Origin of the sequence: Flavobacterium sp. GSB-24 (genome assembly GCF_027924665.1) — a bacterium.
In the GTDB taxonomy this organism is placed as follows: Bacteria; Bacteroidota; Bacteroidia; order Flavobacteriales; family Flavobacteriaceae; genus Flavobacterium.
Window position 1 is genome coordinate 3,044,234 of record NZ_AP027043.1, and the last position, 17,290, is coordinate 3,061,523.

General features: G+C 32.3%; 19 protein-coding genes. 5 read left to right on the forward strand and 14 right to left on the reverse strand.

Translation table 11 applies throughout. The annotated features are described in order from the left end of the window. Positions 1-5: 5 nt before the first annotated feature. From QMG60_RS13130 to QMG60_RS13150, 5 genes are all read left to right on the forward strand, one after another. A complete protein-coding gene (locus tag QMG60_RS13130; protein WP_281865213.1) occupies positions 6-719 on the forward strand; it encodes a prolyl oligopeptidase family serine peptidase in 714 nt (237 codons plus the stop codon). 10 nt (positions 720-729) lie between these two features. Then, entirely contained in the window at positions 730-3,030 is a 2,301-nt protein-coding gene (gene bglX / locus QMG60_RS13135; protein WP_281865214.1) for a beta-glucosidase BglX, read from the forward strand. Between the two features lie 87 nt (positions 3,031-3,117). Continuing rightward, positions 3,118-3,906 (forward strand): glycerophosphodiester phosphodiesterase family protein, encoded by a 789-nt coding sequence (locus QMG60_RS13140; RefSeq protein WP_281865215.1) that lies wholly within the window; start codon positions 3,118-3,120, stop codon positions 3,904-3,906. A 28-nt stretch (positions 3,907-3,934) separates the two neighbouring features. Then, positions 3,935-5,854: a discoidin domain-containing protein gene (locus QMG60_RS13145; RefSeq protein WP_281865216.1), complete on the forward strand. Its 1,920-nt coding sequence runs from the start codon at positions 3,935-3,937 to the stop codon at positions 5,852-5,854. A 165-nt stretch (positions 5,855-6,019) separates the two neighbouring features. After that, entirely contained in the window at positions 6,020-7,411 is a 1,392-nt protein-coding gene (locus QMG60_RS13150; protein WP_281865217.1) for a M20/M25/M40 family metallo-hydrolase, read from the forward strand. Between the two features lie 71 nt (positions 7,412-7,482). Here QMG60_RS13150 and QMG60_RS13155 read toward each other — a convergent pair whose 3' ends face one another. From QMG60_RS13155 to QMG60_RS13220, 14 genes are all read right to left on the reverse strand, one after another. Then, entirely contained in the window at positions 7,483-7,794 is a 312-nt protein-coding gene (locus QMG60_RS13155) for a hypothetical protein (RefSeq protein WP_281865218.1), read from the reverse strand. Positions 7,795-7,798: 4 nt separating this feature from the next. Next, on the reverse strand, positions 7,799-8,251 hold the full coding sequence (locus tag QMG60_RS13160) for a hypothetical protein (RefSeq protein ID WP_281865219.1): 453 nt from the start codon (positions 8,249-8,251) through the stop codon (positions 7,799-7,801). An 89-nt stretch (positions 8,252-8,340) separates the two neighbouring features. Further along, positions 8,341-9,015, reverse strand: a complete 675-nt coding sequence (locus QMG60_RS13165; RefSeq protein ID WP_281865220.1) for a YiiX family permuted papain-like enzyme — start codon at positions 9,013-9,015, stop codon at positions 8,341-8,343. Between the two features lie 99 nt (positions 9,016-9,114). Then, on the reverse strand, positions 9,115-10,020 hold the full coding sequence (locus QMG60_RS13170; RefSeq protein WP_281865221.1) for a hypothetical protein: 906 nt from the start codon (positions 10,018-10,020) through the stop codon (positions 9,115-9,117). A gap of 18 nt (positions 10,021-10,038) precedes the next feature. Continuing rightward, positions 10,039-10,857 carry a 3-deoxy-8-phosphooctulonate synthase gene (gene kdsA / locus QMG60_RS13175; protein ID WP_057118492.1) on the reverse strand — a complete coding sequence of 273 codons (819 nt, stop codon included), beginning with the start codon at positions 10,855-10,857 and terminating at the stop codon, positions 10,039-10,041. Between the two features lie 109 nt (positions 10,858-10,966). Then, positions 10,967-11,461, reverse strand: a complete 495-nt coding sequence (locus QMG60_RS13180) for a DUF6169 family protein (RefSeq protein WP_281865222.1) — start codon at positions 11,459-11,461, stop codon at positions 10,967-10,969. Next, positions 11,445-11,594, reverse strand: a complete 150-nt coding sequence (locus QMG60_RS13185; RefSeq protein ID WP_166669299.1) for a hypothetical protein — start codon at positions 11,592-11,594, stop codon at positions 11,445-11,447. Before QMG60_RS13185 ends, QMG60_RS13180 begins: the two co-directional genes overlap by 17 nt. A 184-nt stretch (positions 11,595-11,778) precedes the next feature. Beyond that, positions 11,779-12,225, reverse strand: a complete 447-nt coding sequence (locus tag QMG60_RS13190) for a 2-dehydro-3-deoxyphosphooctonate aldolase (RefSeq protein WP_134141127.1) — start codon at positions 12,223-12,225, stop codon at positions 11,779-11,781. 64 nt (positions 12,226-12,289) lie between these two features. Continuing rightward, positions 12,290-12,970 carry a lysoplasmalogenase gene (locus QMG60_RS13195; RefSeq protein ID WP_281865223.1) on the reverse strand — a complete coding sequence of 227 codons (681 nt, stop codon included), beginning with the start codon at positions 12,968-12,970 and terminating at the stop codon, positions 12,290-12,292. Further along, on the reverse strand, positions 12,967-14,250 hold the full coding sequence (locus QMG60_RS13200) for a sterol desaturase family protein (RefSeq protein ID WP_281865224.1): 1,284 nt from the start codon (positions 14,248-14,250) through the stop codon (positions 12,967-12,969). Before QMG60_RS13200 ends, QMG60_RS13195 begins: the two co-directional genes overlap by 4 nt. Before the next feature lie 64 nt (positions 14,251-14,314). Further along, entirely contained in the window at positions 14,315-14,590 is a 276-nt protein-coding gene (locus QMG60_RS13205) for an ATP-dependent Clp protease adaptor ClpS (RefSeq protein WP_057118487.1), read from the reverse strand. Between the two features lie 37 nt (positions 14,591-14,627). Next, entirely contained in the window at positions 14,628-15,461 is an 834-nt protein-coding gene (gene prmA / locus QMG60_RS13210) for a 50S ribosomal protein L11 methyltransferase (protein ID WP_281865225.1), read from the reverse strand. A gap of 215 nt (positions 15,462-15,676) precedes the next feature. Continuing rightward, a complete protein-coding gene (tpiA, locus tag QMG60_RS13215; protein WP_281865226.1) occupies positions 15,677-16,429 on the reverse strand; it encodes a triose-phosphate isomerase in 753 nt (250 codons plus the stop codon). Between the two features lie 97 nt (positions 16,430-16,526). Then, positions 16,527-17,024 (reverse strand): TlpA disulfide reductase family protein, encoded by a 498-nt coding sequence (locus QMG60_RS13220; protein ID WP_281865227.1) that lies wholly within the window; start codon positions 17,022-17,024, stop codon positions 16,527-16,529. Positions 17,025-17,290: the final 266 nt, after the last annotated feature.

Genomic DNA, 17,290 nt, shown 5'->3' on the forward strand with positions numbered 1-17,290 from the left:
TTAGTATGAAATATAAATTAATTTTTTTATCCCTGTTGATTTCGACATTTGGTTTTAGCCAAAGTGAAACAACTGGAAAAATTAATACAGTAGTAATGGCAAAGTATGAGCTGGGCTATGTATTACATAAACCCGCAAATACAAAAGAAAAAAAGCCTTTAATAGTTTTTATTTCTGGTGATGGAGAAAAAGGAAATGATCTTGAAAAAGTAAAAATTAATGGTCCTTTAAAATATCTAAAAACACATCAATTAGATGCTTACGTTCTGGCTCCTCAATGTAAAGAAGATGAAAATTGGGATATAGAATCGATTTATCAGCTGATTTTAAAAATCCAGAAAGAAAACAAAATTGATTCAGAAAGAATATATATTACTGGTTTGAGCTCAGGAGGCTGGGCTTCATGGAATTTGGCTTTTGCACATCCGGATCTATTTGCAGCAAACGTACCTGTCGCTGGTTTTGTAGATTTAATTCAGTTAGAGCACGCTTGTGAAATAGCCAATATTCCAACCAGAATTTTTCACGGATTACTGGATGATGTTGTAAACGTGAATTATGCGATCACGATATACAAAGAATTGAAAAAATGTAATGCTAAAGATTTGAAGCTGACCATTTTTGATGATGCCAATCACGACAGCTGGACAAGAGTTTATGATAATACAGCTATTTACGACTGGATGTTACAGCAGAGAAAAACGAATACAAACAAATAAATAAAATAGAATGAAAAACAAATTAGTCTTACTTTTTTTAGGATGTGCTGTTTTGGGTTACGCTCAAAAAAAGAACACTAAAAATACAGTGAAAATTAAACCAAAGTCTGAATTTGTGGCGGAATTAATGTCAAAAATGACTTTAGACGAGAAATTGGGTCAATTAAACTTGCCAACATCTGGTGATATCACTACAGGGCAGGCAAACAGCTCAAATGTGGCAAAAAATATTGCTGAGGGTAAAGTGGGAGGTTTGTTTAACATTAAATCAGTTCAAAAAATTAAAGAAGTACAGAAAATTGCGGTTGAACAAAGCCGTTTGAAAATTCCGTTGCTTTTTGGTATGGATGTTATTCACGGTTACGAAACAACATTCCCAATTCCTTTAGGATTATCTTGTACTTGGGATATGGGATTAATTGAAAGAAGTGCACAGATTGCTGCAAAAGAAGCAAGTGCAGACGGAATTAACTGGACATTCTCTCCAATGGTTGACGTTTCTCGCGATCCTCGTTGGGGAAGAGTTTCTGAAGGTTCAGGAGAAGATCCATATTTAGGAAGCCAGATCGCAAAAGCAATGGTAAACGGTTATCAGCAGCATGATCTTTCAAAAAATAACTCAATTTTAGCTTGTGTGAAACACTTCGCTTTATACGGTGCGCCAGAAGCAGGACGTGATTATAATACTGTAGACATGAGCCATATCAGAATGTTTAATGATTATTTTCCTCCTTACAAAGCGGCAGTTGATGCAGGTGTAGGTTCGGTTATGGCATCTTTCAACGAAATTGATGGAATTCCAGCAACAGGAAATAAATGGTTAATGACAGATGTTCTTAGAAAACAATGGGGTTTCAAAGGTTTTGTGGTAACAGACTTTACAGGAATTCCTGAAATGATCGAACACGGAATGGGAGATTTACAACAAGTTTCTGCTTTAGCTTTAAACGCTGGTGTTGAGATGGATATGGTTGGAGAAGGTTTCTTAGGTACTTTGAAAAAATCTTTAGACGAAGGAAAAGTAAAAATCGAAACAATCGATAATGCTGTAAAACTTATTTTAGAAGCAAAATATGATTTAGGATTGTTCCAAGATCCGTATAAATATTGTGATGAAAAAAGAGCTAAAACTGAAATCTTTACAATGGATAGCAGAAAAGAAGCACGTCAAATTGCCTCTCAATCATTGGTTTTATTGAAAAATCAAAACCAATTATTACCTCTTAAAAAATCAGGAACTATCGCCCTTATCGGACCATTAGCAGATGCTAAAGAAAATATGCCCGGAACTTGGAGTGTAGCTACTAAAATGGAAAATGCTGTCTCATTACTAGCAGGTATTAAAGAAGTTGCAGGAGCAGGAACTAAAGTTTTATATGCTAAAGGAAGTAATTTAGATTATGATGAAACTTTTGAAACAAACGCTACAATGTTTGGAAAAACATTACACCGTGATGCACGTTCAAAAGAAGATTTGTTAGCAGAAGCTTTAAAAGTTGCTCAACAATCAGATGTAATTGTTGCTGCTCTTGGAGAATCTGCAGAAATGAGCGGGGAATCTAGCAGCCGTACAAACTTGGAAATTCCACAAGCACAAAAAGATTTATTAAACGCTTTATTAAAAACAGGAAAACCAGTTGTTTTAGTTTTATTTGACGGACGTCCACTAGTGATTACTGAAGAAGAAAAAACAGTTCCAGCGATTTTAAATGCTTGGTTTGCGGGTACAGAAGCAGGTTACGCTATTGCTGATGTTTTATTTGGAGATGTAAATCCATCAGGAAAATTAACTTCAACTTTTCCAAGAAGTGTTGGACAATTGCCAATTTACTACGCTCATAAAAATACTGGAAGACCGCTTTCTAACACAGAAGGAAAATTCGAGAAATTCAGATCAAACTATATTGACGAAAGAAACGAGCCGTTATTTCCATTCGGATTTGGTTTAAGCTACACTACTTTTGATTATTCAAACCTTAAAATTTCTTCTGATAAAATGAATTTCAGCGGAAAAGTAAAAGTAACAGTTGATGTAACAAACACTGGAAATTTTGACGGAAAAGAAACAGTTCAATTATACATTAGAGATTTAGTTGGTTCAGTAACAAGACCAGTTAGAGAACTAAAAGGTTTCCAAAAAATAACACTTAAAAAAGGTGAAAAACAAACAGTAAGTTTCGACATTACTGTTGAAGATTTAAAATTTTATAATTCTGATTTACAATTCGTAGCAGAACCTGGACAGTTTGATATTTTCGTTGGAGGAAATTCAAATGCCGATAAGAAAGTTAGTTTTGAGTTAACTAAATAGTTGGTTTATTGATTAGTGAGAAGCCCTTCATTTGGAGGGCTTTTTTTTAAACTGAAAAACCTTTTTTGTAATTTTTTAACTACGGTTATGATGAATACGTTTAAAATATCCCGCTCGATTTTTTTATTCTCAATGCTGATTGCTTTTTCTTCTTGCAATTCACAAAAAAATGCAATTGTAGCACATCGCGGTGCATGGAAAAAAAATAACCTGCCAGAAAATTCTATTGCATCATTGAGACATGCAATTGATTTAAAATTACCAGGTTCAGAATTCGATGTTTGGAGAACTGCAGATGATTCTCTTGTTATCAATCATGATGCACATTACAACAAAATGCTGATTGAAGAAACCAATTATGCAGATTTGATCAAATTTAAACTTTCCAATGGAGAGAAACTTCCAACATTGCATGAATATATTTCAGAGGGTAAGAGAAACAACAAACAAACTCTTTTGGTCTGCGAAATAAAACCTTCAGAAATAAGTAAGGAAAGAGGAAAAAAGACCGCATTAATGGCAGTTGAAACTATTAAAAAACTTAAAGCAGATAAAAATACCTGCTATATAAGTTTTGATTATGATATTCTAAAACAAATTAGAATGGTTGATGCCAAAACTTCTTTACAATATTTAGAAGGGAATAAATCGCCAAAAGAAGTACAAGCAGATAAGATAAATGGCGTAGATTATCATTATTCAGTTTTTCAAAAACATCCAGAATGGATACAAGAAGCAAAAGACAACAAAATTATCCTAAATGCTTGGACAGTGAATGAAGCTGCAGATATGGATTGGATTATTGAGCATAAATTCAATTATATAACGACGAATGAACCTGAACTTCTAAAGGAAAGATTAAATCTTAAAAAATAATCTTCGAACCTACCAAAAAAATCTAACAATGAAAAAGATATATAAACTGATGACCTTGTCAATTTTATTTGTGATACTTTTTAGTCACAATTTATTGGCGCAAAATTTAGGTAAAACAGAATGGTTTGATCCTAACAAACCAGCAACAACCTATTGTAATCCAATTAATATTGGATACAATTACACAACTCATAATCACAACGGAATTCCAGAGTCACGCCGTTCCAGTGCAGATCCTGTGATTATTACCTATAAAGGCGAATATTATTTATTTGCGACAAATCAGGCAGGTTTCTTTTGGAGTAAAGATATGTCTGATTGGAATTTTGTTTATGGAAGTTTCCAAAGACAGCCAGGCGATGATGACCAATGCGCTCCTGCAGCTTGGGTTGTAAACGACACTTTATTTTATGTAGGTTCAACTTGGAAAAGAGATCATCCGATTTGGAAAACTGCCGATCCAAAATCAGGAAGATGGATACGTCACGTAGAGAAAGCAATGCTGCCGACTTGGGATCCTGCAATTTTTCAGGATGATGATAAAAAAGTCTATATGTATTATGGTTCTAGCGGAAAACTGCCTCTTGTAGGTGTTGAGGTTGATTATAAAACTTGGCTTCCAAAAGGAAATCAGGCAGATTATGCTCAGTTATACAAAGCAACAGAAGTAGAAGATATTCAGCGTCCGTATGGGCAAATAAAAGAAGTTGCAGTTTTAGAACCTTCAGCTCACGGCTGGGAACGTTTCGGACCAAATAATGATATGGAACCAGCACCTTGGGGAAATTTTATTGAAGGAGCTTGGATGACCAAACACAACGGAAAGTATTACATGCAGTATGGCGCGCCTGCAACAGAATTTAAAGGGTATGCAAACGGAGTTCATGTAGGTGATAATCCACTTGGGCCTTTTACATACCAAAAGCACAATCCGATGTCTTATAAACCAGGCGGATTTGTAATTGGAGCTGGGCACGGAAATACTTTTGCCGATAATTTTGGTAATTACTGGAACACGGGAACTTGTAAAATCTCTATTAAAGATCGTTTTGAGCGCCGTATAGATATGTTTCCTGCCGGATTTGATAAAGATGATGTAATGTATTCTATTACCTCTTACGGAGATTTTCCAATTGTCTTGCCAACAAGTCAGCGTGATCAGACAAAAGGAGCTTCATCAGGATGGATGTTGCTTTCGTATAAGAAACCAGTAACAGTTTCTTCTTCAGAAGAATGCATGGAAGTAGAAACACACAGAATGGATAACGGAGGTAAAAAAGTATACGAAAAGTTCTGTTACGGACCTGATAACCTTACAGATGAAAATATTCAAACGTATTGGTCTGCTAAAACTAGTAATCCAGGAGAATGGCTTCAAATGGATTTAGGAAGACAAATGGAAATTAATGCTTTGCAGATTAATTATGCAGATCATAAAGCAACTCAATTCAATAAAGCAATGGATATTTATTATCAATACAAGATATTCATGTCTGATGATGCTGTTAATTGGACTCTGGTTGTAGATAAATCTAAAAACGATAAAGATGTACCACATGATTATGTAGAGCTTACAAAAGCGATTAAAGCGCGTTATATCAAAATGGAAAACATTCATAACGCTTCTGGATTATTCGCAATTTCTGATTTCAGGGTTTTTGGAAATGGTTTAGCCACAAAACCAAAAGCAGTTGCTTCTTTTAAAGTGGATAGAAACAAAGCAGATTCTAGAAACGCAATTATTTCTTGGAAAAAACAAAATGATGCAATTGGGTATAATATTTATTACGGAATTTCTCCAGATAAATTATACAACAGCATTATGGTTTATGGAGACAGTTCATACGATTTTAGAGGTTTAGATAAAGGCACAAAATATTATTTTACCATAGAACCTTTTAATGAAAACGGTATTGGAACAAAAAATAAGATTATGGAAGTAAAATAATCTTTATTTATTAAATATTTAAAAGCTCCGATTGCAAATTGAAGAATTTGTAATTGGAGCTTTTTTTTGAGAAAAGGTTGAAAAAATAGCTTCTTAACTCTTAAGAATTTTGTTCCTTTGTGAACATGCCAAAGGCAGAATAAACTCCAAATTACTATAGAAACTATGAAAAAAACGATTCTTTTAACTGCTTTAGTTTTAAACGGATTGCTGTCGTCTGCTCAGTCAAATGACGAAAAAAACATCAAATTATTTTATAAGAAAGCTTTAACCGAAGCAAAATGTTACACTTGGCTGGAATATCTTTCTAATGATATTGGAGCTCGATTATCGGGTTCTAAAGGAGCTGAACTGGCTGTCGATTACACAAAAAGACAATTAGAATCACTCGGGTTAGATAAAGTATATCTTCAAGAAGTTATGGTGCCGCATTGGGTTAGAGGTGAAAAAGAAACAGCCTACATCTTAGACGGAAAAATAAAAACTGTAGTGCCAATTTGTGCTTTAGGAGGTTCTGTAGCAACTCCAAAAACTGGGATTACTGCAGAGATAATCGAAGTGCAGGGAATTAAAGAATTAGCTGAATTAGGAGCAGATAAAGTAAAAGGGAAAATTGTTTTTTACAACAGACCAATGAACCCTGAAAATATTGAAACTTTTACTTCTTATGGAGCATGTGTTGACCAAAGATATGCAGGAGCAAAAGAAGCTGCAAAACTAGGAGCGGTAGGAACGATCGTTCGTTCAATGAATTTAAGATTAGACGATTTTCCTCATACAGGTGCACAAAGTTATGGTGACTTACCAAAAGAGCAATATATTCCAACCGCAGCAATAAGTACAAACGGAGCAGAGTTGTTGAGTAAATCTTTAAGAGTAAATCCAGCTTTAAAGTTTTATTTCAAACAATCTTGTGAAACTTTACCAGACGCATTATCTTATAATGTGATTGGAGAATTGACTGGAACGGTTAGTCCAGAAAATATTATGGTAGTTGGTGGTCACTTAGATTCTTGGGATTTGGCCGATGGTTCTCATGACGATGGAGCAGGAGTAGTGCAAAGTATGGAAGTTATCAGAATTTTAAAAAACTTAAACTACAAACCGAAGAATACGATTCGTGTGGTATTGTTTATGAACGAAGAAAATGGCGGAAAAGGTGGTGCTGAATATGAAAAAGTATCAAAACAAAAGAAGGAGAATCATATTTTTGCGTTGGAAAGTGATTCAGGCGGATTTTCTCCAAGAGGGTTTTCAATTGAAGCAGATGATGCTAATTTTAAAAAAATTCAAGGATATAAAGATCTTTTTGAGCCCTATTTAGTACATAGTTTTACAATTGGCCACGCAGGTTCAGATATTAGTCATTTAACTTCGCAGGCAATTGTTAAAGCAGGTTTAAAACCAGATTCACAACGTTATTTCGATTATCATCATGCGGCAAATGACAAGTTTGATGCTATCAATAAAAGAGAGCTAGAGCTTGGAGCGGCAACAATGACTTCGCTAATCTATTTGTTAGACCAAAACGGAATTGACATTAAAAAAGCAAATTAAGATTTTAAAAATACATTAATAAAAAAAAGCTATGAGGTTATACTTATAGCTTTTTTTTATACATAAAGCTTTTAGAATCGGGATTTCATCACAATCAAATAGTAAAAGAATGTTATTGGAATATTAGAAAGCAGTAGCAAGATTTTAAAACCTATCTCTTTTCGCTGTTGCGGTAAATGAAGAAATTTTTCTGCGAGATGAATAAACATAATTACATTAACAATTATTGCCGCTAAAGCAAATGGCCAGGCAATAACTAAAACAGTTGGATCCTCGTTTGAAATAATATATAATGCAAACAAGAATGTAGTAATTACAAATGAACCAATCGTTAATTCTAGAGATTGTTTTTCCTTGAAAGGTTGTTCGTTAATTATTTTCATTTTATTAAATATTAAAAGTTTTTTGAATAGATTGTATCGGCATAAACAGCATCTTTGAAAAATCCAAATAATGAAACGGCAATGCTTTTCTACCTCTTTTATATTGCTGAAAGAAGTAGTTTATTCGCTTCGGATAAAAGATAGTTCCAGTTAGAATTACCATATACAGATACAAGCTTCTTTTTCCATTTCCAAATAAATAATACTGCATTCCGATTTCTTCATAGACAGAAACTCCTGTATTAGTCAAAACATGAATAATGTCGTGATCTTCCAATTTTTCTTGAATATCAAAATGATTGTTATGAAGAAAGCCGCCCAATCCGTATCCTAAGCTTTCTTCGGGAAAATCCATTAATTTGGTTTTATCAATTTTCCAAGGTTCATTTTTCTTGAAATATTTTTGATAAGGCTTTTTAGAACATTCATACAATTGTTCTATTAAATAATCTCTCATAAAATGAATTTTAAAAGTTCTTTGAATTTCAAAGTAAATAATGAAATAAAAAAGCTAGAAAGAATATCGACTAGCTTTTTTTTATATTTTTAATAAGTGTCTACTACAGTTTTCAGTAAATTAGAATCAGCAAGATCAGAAGGAGCAACGACTTTTTCTTCTAACGGAATCTCATTGCCATAACGTTCTTTCAATATTTTTTGAACTCTGGGATCGGTTAAGTTAAAGTCTTTCAGTTCTCTAAGTTTAGACAATTCAATTCCAGCTGCGTTTTTATAAATTTTCCAGATTAATTCAGAACAATAAATTCGATTGTCTGTCCATTCAAAATAAGCATCATATTCTTTGCCATCAAACTGCTGACTGTAGTCTTTCATTTTTTGTAAAACCTCAGGCTTCAAAATACTTTCATTTTTTAATCTTTTCACAACATATTTACTGTCTCTTCCATGTTTAATCCAATCTTCAAGCGGTGTAAGTTTCACAGGTTGAACAGCTTCAAAAACAAACCATTCTCCGTTTATGTCATAAATAATGCCGCAGTGCGAAAACTTCGAATTAGTTGCTATGCGAACCGCTTCACATTGTTTTGATTCTGAAGTTTGAAAAATAATATCACCATCTTTAAACTTACTAGTTGTAATTTTTTCGGATGCATTTCCCGTAAATGGATTGTTAGGAAAAACTTTTATAGCCACAAATAGGGCACAGCCAAAGCTTAAGAAGAAAGTAATAATCGGAAATAGATATTTTTTATTTTTCATAAAGTAAATTTAAAGTACTTTGAAGTACAAAGTAAATAATAAAAAAAATAGCTGCCAAATAAATTGACAGCTATTTTACAAATATATTTTCGCGAAATATTAGATTCTAAAAATACCTCCAACAGCAATAATACGTTGGAAATAAGTAAAGTGTTGCGAAGCTTTATCTTCAGGACTTGTTGTAGTTTTAATATCCGGCATGTTGATGTAACCACCTTTTAACTCTCCTTGAACGTAGAAATGTTTAAAAAAGGTGATATTTAAACCAGCTTTTGCAGAAACACCATAACCAGAAATATGAAAATCATCATGACGTTCTTTTCCTAAAAGTGTTGTATTGGTTTTAGGATATAAAACTCCAGCCCCTAAACCTTCAGTTAAATTAATTTGAACTTTATCAATATTTGGCAATCCAAACCATTTTGAAATATCATCAAATCTCGCTACCTCAGTATTAATGTAATTCAAACCATCAGTATGTTCATACATTAAAAAAGCAGGACCACCTACCTGAGTTTCACCTTTATCATAGCCGCCTTCCTTAGCGCCGCCTTGAGACATATCTACTGGTCTATTATTGTATTCACCATTATAGATTGAAGCTGGATCATCGGCAGGTAAATTAATGCTTCCGTTTACGTTTGCAATTTGATTCTGCGCCATTACATATTTCATGTGGTCAACACCAATTGTTACACTATAGTGATCGCTGAAGAAATAACCTAACCTCAAATTGGTTTGTGGAATAGTCATATTTGCAGGATTAACATAATCAACATGCCATCCTTTTGGTTTGTCATGAGCTGCCATATTCTCAACTGTAAAGTTGTAATCTTTACCTCTAAAGTTTACATCAGATTTTGAGTAGCTTTCTCTATTTCCACCCCACATCACAAAGAATTTTCCTTTATTATGAGCAGCGTATTTTTGTACTGGAATTTCCTCCTGAGCAAAAGCGTTTAATGAAACACAAGTCAGAAGAAAAAATAAAATTTTTGTTTTCAAAGAACTTAAGTATTATAATTAAAATGTGTTAACTGTTTTTCTAATAGCTACCAATTTATTCATTAAACCTTCAAAATAGTCCAAATGAAGCATATTAGCACCATCACTTTTTGCATTTGCCGGATCAAAATGCGTTTCAATAAAAATTCCGTCAACTCCAACTGCAATACCAGCTTTAGCAACAGTTTCAATCATATCAGGTCTTCCTCCTGTAACACCAGCAGTTTGATTTGGCTGTTGTAAAGAATGCGTTACATCTAGAACCGTAGAAGCATATTGCTGCATAGTAGGAATACCTCTAAAATCAACAATCATGTCTTGATAACCAAACATAGTACCACGATCTGTAACCATAACATTTTCATTATTACAGTCTAATACTTTTTGTACAGCATGTTTCATGCTCTCAGGACTCATAAATTGTCCTTTTTTTAAGTTAACTACTTTTCCAGTATTTGCAGCAGCAACTACAAGATCAGTCTGACGCACCAAGAAAGCTGGAATCTGCAAAACATCTACATATTGTGCAGCCATGTCAGCATCTTCGTTAGTATGAATATCTGTAACCGTTGGAACATGGAAAGTTTCAGAAACTTTTCTTAAGATTTTTAAAGCTTTTTCATCACCAATTCCAGAAAAACTATCAATTCTAGATCGGTTTGCTTTTTTGAAAGATCCCTTGAAAACATAAGGAATCTGAAGTTTGTCGGTAATACCAACTAATTTTTCAGCAATTCTAAGAGCCATTTCTTCTCCTTCGATAGCGCAAGGTCCCGCCAATAAAAAGAAGTTTCCGCTGTCAGTATGCTTAATTTGTGGAATATGTTGTAAATTCATAATATGATTTTTTGACAGTGCAAAGGTAGTCATGATTTATGAATAGAAGATGAAGATTTAAGATTATTTTATGAATGCTTTGCGAGGCTATAGCTTTTGAAATCACTAGTTATTTCTCGTCAAGTATTTCCTGCATCTTATTATAAATTTCTATAATTGTTTTTTGATTTCTATTTTCTTTATGATAAAGCAATGAAGAGTAAATAATAGTATTTTGATTGTTGGATTTACAGTTAATTACATTATCTTTTTTTAAAATTGTACTTTCAATCCCGCTTCTGGAATACCATCTATTAAAAACTTTAAATCGTTTAATACTTTTGTTGTCTTTATCATCACAAACATAAAGCATGGAATTTTGTGAGTTTTTGAAAAATGCAATAATAATTGATTGTATAGTTATGGAAACTTGAATGTCTAACTTTTCTATTTTATCAGTTATTTTTTCTACAATAATTTGAAAAATATTATTGATATCTAATCCTGATATAGCACTAAAAGTTTCATCAACAATAAATGCTACACGATATTCTATTTCGTTTTTTGTAATAAAATAATAGAACTGAGGATTTTCGTTTAGGAAGTAATTATAGGGGATTAGCAAGTTTGATACCTTTTTGTTTTAAAGTTTCAATACTCGTTTGACCTCTCAAAAATGATTGTACAACATTTTTATCACTAACCATTTTTGTTACTGATTCTATGACCCTTTCTTTATTTGTTGTAATCTTTTTCATACTGCAAATTTATAAAATCTTTTTAATTATAAAAATCAATGTTTAGTTAAATAGAAAGATGTTCAGAAATAAAAGTGGTCGATTAAAAAAATAAAAGTTCAGTCCAAGTAATGCAATGACTAATAGGAAAATTAAAAAAGCAAAATAACCTTAATCAAAATTATTATACTTAGAATTATATTTCTTACTTCAGCCTCAATCCCACAGGAACCATTAAAATTCCTTTTTCATAAACATTCAAATAAAGCTTAATTGGCTTTTTCTGTCCTTCCCATTTCAATTCGTAAACATTCAAAAAACCAGCGCCCATATTACTTCTTTTGGTTGGAAACGGACAACAGGTTTCTAATTTTGTATAAGTAATTTTTTCACCGCTTGGTCCCGCCAGCGCATTCAGGAAACGAGATTCATTAAGAGTTTCGCTATTAGTATTTTGAAAAAATATATTTATTGGATAATCAGGATCGTAACCGTATTTTTTGTCTTTAGCAAATTGAGTGATAAGGAAAGTATTGTCTTTCTTCAAAATCAAATCAGGCGCGTTGTCGTCTACATTTTTTAAGGTTGATTTTGTACTCACGCAAGAAGTTGCAGTGATTAATAAAACAATAAAAAGGGTTATTTTTTTCATGGGTTATAATATTGTAATAACAGTTAGTTTCAGTATTCCAAATACAGTTTTGAACACTCAAAAATTATTCTTCTACTTTTTTGCGGTTTAGTTTTAAAATACCAATTACAATCAGATATTGTGCCAGAAGATAAGTCAGCATAATAAAAAATGAGCTTTTCGGAATTGGAGCATAAAATTTGTTTATCGCCAAAATACTATCCGATATAATGAAGAAAAATGCTCCTAAAAAAACGAGTAAATTACCAGGTTTTTCCCAAACTAAAAATCCGTTAAAGGCAAATAAAAGCATAATAGAAATAATTGATGCATAAATTGTAACAGGAATTTTTAAATCTCCTAAAAATGGCATTAAAAAAGAAACCATGCCAATTAAATATAAAGCAATTAAAATGCTTCCAAAAATAAAAACTGACCTGTTCTGCTTTTTTCTAATCTTATTCAGTTTATTAAACAATATGCAATAGATAATATGGGCTGTCAAAAAAGATACTAAACCCAATATGAAATATATTTCACCAAGATCTGTAAATAACAGAATAACGTCTCCAATCCAAGAAAATACAAGTGCGCTTAATAAGGTATTTTTAGTTGGAAATTTTCTAAAAAAATAAACACCAAACCCAATAATTGGTATTAATATGGGTTTTAAAAACAGATCGAATCGCTCGTAACCAGATACCAGAATAATCAGGTATAGTATACTGAACGCTAAATAAATTTTGTAAAAATAAGAGTTTCTCATAATAGGGGATTATGATTGATATATGGTTTTGGTTTGTTCTTAAATTCAATATTGACAAAATAGATTGTCACGAAAAGAGAGAATATTAAGTATGTAAAAATAACATAATTACTAATCGGAATTACACGATTTAAGCCAAACCAATCTCTAAAGTAAGCCACAATACCGATTACTGTTATCAATCTCAAACTTTCCCATACAACAGAAAATCTGCTTTTATCCATTAATTCTGAGTAACTGTAGATCGTAACAAAAATAAAAAAGCCATAAATAAAGATATTCGGTAAACCAATTGTGGCAATGTTTTCAAATAAATAGCTTACAAATAATAAAGTGATTAAAACTTGAATTACAGACCAGTAGATTAATCTTTGAGAGTTTTGTGTTCCGTATTTTTCAAAATCAAAAACATTTTCAATTTTGTTTACGGGATATTTTTCTTCAAAGTTTTCCGGACGCCAGCCAGTTGGTTTAAACCAGATCGTTAATTTGTCTTTCCATTTAGGAGCTCGCCAGGCATCTTTTACTAATAAGCTTAAATGCTGGAAATTAATCTTAATAGGATTCCAAGTATTAGCAGGTCTTGTGATTCCAAAAACTGGCGGAACATCGTCTAATTCTTCCTGGAAAGTGCCAAAAAGTTTATCCCAGAAAATAAAAATCTGCGAATGATTCTTGTCTAAATATTCTGGATTAATCGCATGGTGTACACGATGATGTGAAGGAGTTACTAGAATTTGTTCAATAAATCCCATTTTTTTAATGTGTTTGGTGTGATACCAAAATTGTAAAAACAAATGAATAGGAAGTGTTATCGCAATTACAGAAGCCGGAACACCTAAAAGAGCTGCGGGAATCAATAAAAACGTAAATAAATTAACCAAGCTGGCAATAGGCTGGCGAAGCGCACACGCAAGATTAAACTCTTCACTGCTGTGATGAATGGCATGTTTGTTCCAAAGAAAGTTAATTTGATGTGCTAGTCGATGGCTCCAATATCCGTAAAAATCAATAACAAAAAAAGCAATGAAATAGGAGAGGACATTTGCTTCTAAATGCTGTAATGCAATTTTAGAAACCAGCCATTCGTAAGACAGAAAAGTAATACTGAGACCCAAAACATCTTTGACAGAATTGGTTATTCCAGAACTTATGCTTGATACACTGTCTATAAGAGGAGCGGTGTCATTTTTTATATAAATACCGTATATTTTTTCGATGATAATTAAGGTCAAAAAAATAGGCATTGCAATAATCAATATCTTTCCATATTCCTCCATAAAAAAAACATTCTATTTAATTCAAATATAGAATAAAATAGAATGTTTTTTAAAATATTTTCAACTAAACGATTTCAGCGCTAAGTCCCGCTTCTAAAAGTTGTGTACATTGAGGTTTTAATTTGTCTATTGGCCCTGTTTTTACAGTGCATTTTCCGTTGTAATGTACAATTAAAGAGCATTGCTCAGCTTGTTCAGCTGTGTGACTGCATACACGCATAAGAGTATCAATTACGTGGTCAAAAGTGTTTACATCATCATTGTAAACTATGATTTCGTTATTGAAACCCGTTGCTTCTTTCTCGCGAATTCTTTCTCTAACTTTTTCTTTAGTACTCATTTTTTTTAAGTTTTTGTACTGATGTAATTACTAATATCTAATTTACGTATTTTAATGATACCCAGTTGTTTCTTTGAAACTTTTTAACATAAGTCAATCCTTTTTCAACGCATGAAGCATCGATAAACGGAATATCTTCTTCATAGAAACCACTAAAAAGTATAATTCCTTTTGGGTTCAAACAATCAACATAAGCCTGCATGTCATTCAATAAAATATTTCTATTGATGTTTGCAATAATTAAATCATATTTTTTGCCTGCCAATAAAGCTGCATCGCCCTCATAAACGCTGATATGTTTACAATTATTGCGTTCGGCATTTTCAATAGAATTCAAATAACACCAATTGTCAATATCAATTGCGTCTATTGGTTTAGCACCTTTCATTTCAGCCAAGATTGCTAAAATTGCTGTTCCGCAGCCCATGTCCAAAGTTTTAAGACCTTTAACATCCATTTCTAATAAATGCTGAATCATCATGTGTGTCGTTTCATGATGACCAGTTCCAAAGCTCATTTTTGGTTCGATTACAATATCAAATTCGGCATTAGTTTTTGGGTGAAAAGGAGCGCGAACATGGCATTTTCCGTCAACATCAATAGGTTCAAAATTCTTTTCCCATTCCTCATTCCAGTTTACCTGATCGATTTCTTCAACAGTATATTCGATTTTAAACTCTTCAGATTGTAAAATATAAATATCGTCTAGAATATTTTCGTCCCATAAATCTTTCTTCACAAAAGCCGAAATCCCGTTTTCTGTTTCTGTAAAACTTTCAAACGCTTTTTCGCCCAACTCAGCAACTAAAATCTCCGAACCAAGTTCTTTTGGCTCAATCGTAAAATGATATCCTAAATATATATTCGACATAAATAATTTTTTTGCAAAGGTAATTCTTAAATTATAAAATTCAATTTAAAAAAGCCAAATTCCAAATCCCAATACGAAAAAACCATTCGCATCGCGAATGGTTTTTGTAAGTATAAATCTAAAATCTAAAATCTAAAATCTAAAATCTAAAATCTAAAATCTAAAATCTAAAATCTAAAATCTAAAATCTAAAATCTAAAATCTAAAATCTAAAATTAGATAGCAGTAACAATTGCTAAAAAGTCATCAGCTTTTAAAGCAGCACCACCAATTAAACCACCATCTACGTCTGGTTTACCAAAGATTTCTTTAGCGTTTTCTGGTTTAACAGAACCACCGTATAAAATAGAAACTTCATCAGCGATTTCAGCTCCAAAAGATTTACGAATAGTTTCTCTAATGAATTCGTGCATTTCCTGCGCTTGTTCAGGCGAAGCAGTTTCTCCAGTTCCAATAGCCCAAACAGGTTCATAAGCTAATACAATTTTTGACCATGATTCTTTTGCGATATGGAAAACTCCGTCACGTAATTGATTTTCAACAATATTGAAATGATTATCAGATTGACGGTCTTTTAATTCTTCTCCAAAACAGAAAATAACTGTCATGTCATGTTTTAAAGCTGTATCAACCTTATTTGCGATTAAAGCGTCAGTTTCGTTGAAAATTGCTCGACGCTCAGAATGACCTAATATAACTGTGTTAACGCCAATGCTTGTTAACATATCTGCAGAAATTTCTCCTGTAAATGCACCGCCTTCAGCTTGGTGAACATTTTGAGCAGAAACTCCAATAGTTGTATTTTTTAATTTTGCAGCAGCAGCTTGTAAGTTTACAAATGTTGGAGCTACAATAACTTGTGCATTCGTTTTTGCTGGAATTTTAGCAATTATCTCGTTTAATAATTCTTCAGTTTGAGCAGCATTTTTATGCATTTTCCAGTTTCCTGCAACAATCGATTTTCTCATTTTGGTAGTTTTATATTATTTTTTTGTTTTTTGTTTTATGAAGTAAGGTCAAAGAAAAAATTAAAATTGATTTTTGAATTGACATTGTTATTGAAAATTATTTCAATCCTTTTAAAGTTTCGTCTATTTTAGCGAAATCAGTTTCTATAGCGCGATAAAGCACAATTTTTCCTGTTTTATCCACAACAATATATCTCGGAATCCAATCTAAATCAATGGCTTTTCCAAAAAGACCTTTCATGCCATCATTCATCATATAATGATCGCCTTTGTTTAATTCGTGTTTTTCGATTCCAGCTTTCCATTTATCAGCAGTTTTATCAGCCGAAATGAATAAGTAAGAAACATTAGGATTATTAGCTTGTAATTCTTTTAGTTTTGGCATTGCTTTTACACAGTCCCCACACCAAGAAGCCCAAACTTCAATAACTAAAGTTTTTCCTTTATATTTTTTCAGAATGTTTTTAAATGTAGTCTGACTATTGTCTGTTCCTAATAATTTCTCGGATAAAGCTTCTTTAGAAAAACTAGTTTTCTGAGCTTGTGAACATGAAAAAGTAATAAATGCAATTACAATTAGGGCAATTTGTTTCATATGTAAATTAAATTATTTTAAAATTAAGTACTGAATTCACAAAGTTAAACAAACAAATTGAAAGCGAAATGTAGATTAACAAAATTTGAAGAGTCGTTTATTTTGTAACAAAACAACAATTTTAGGTTAGAAAAAGGTGAATGAAAACGTAATAGTTGAGGTTAAAATCGTGTAATTTTCTAAATGAATTTTATGAGATTTGAAAAATGGGTGAAATTTTTAAATTGAAGAACAATTTTAGGACATAAAAAACGTCGGATTTCAAT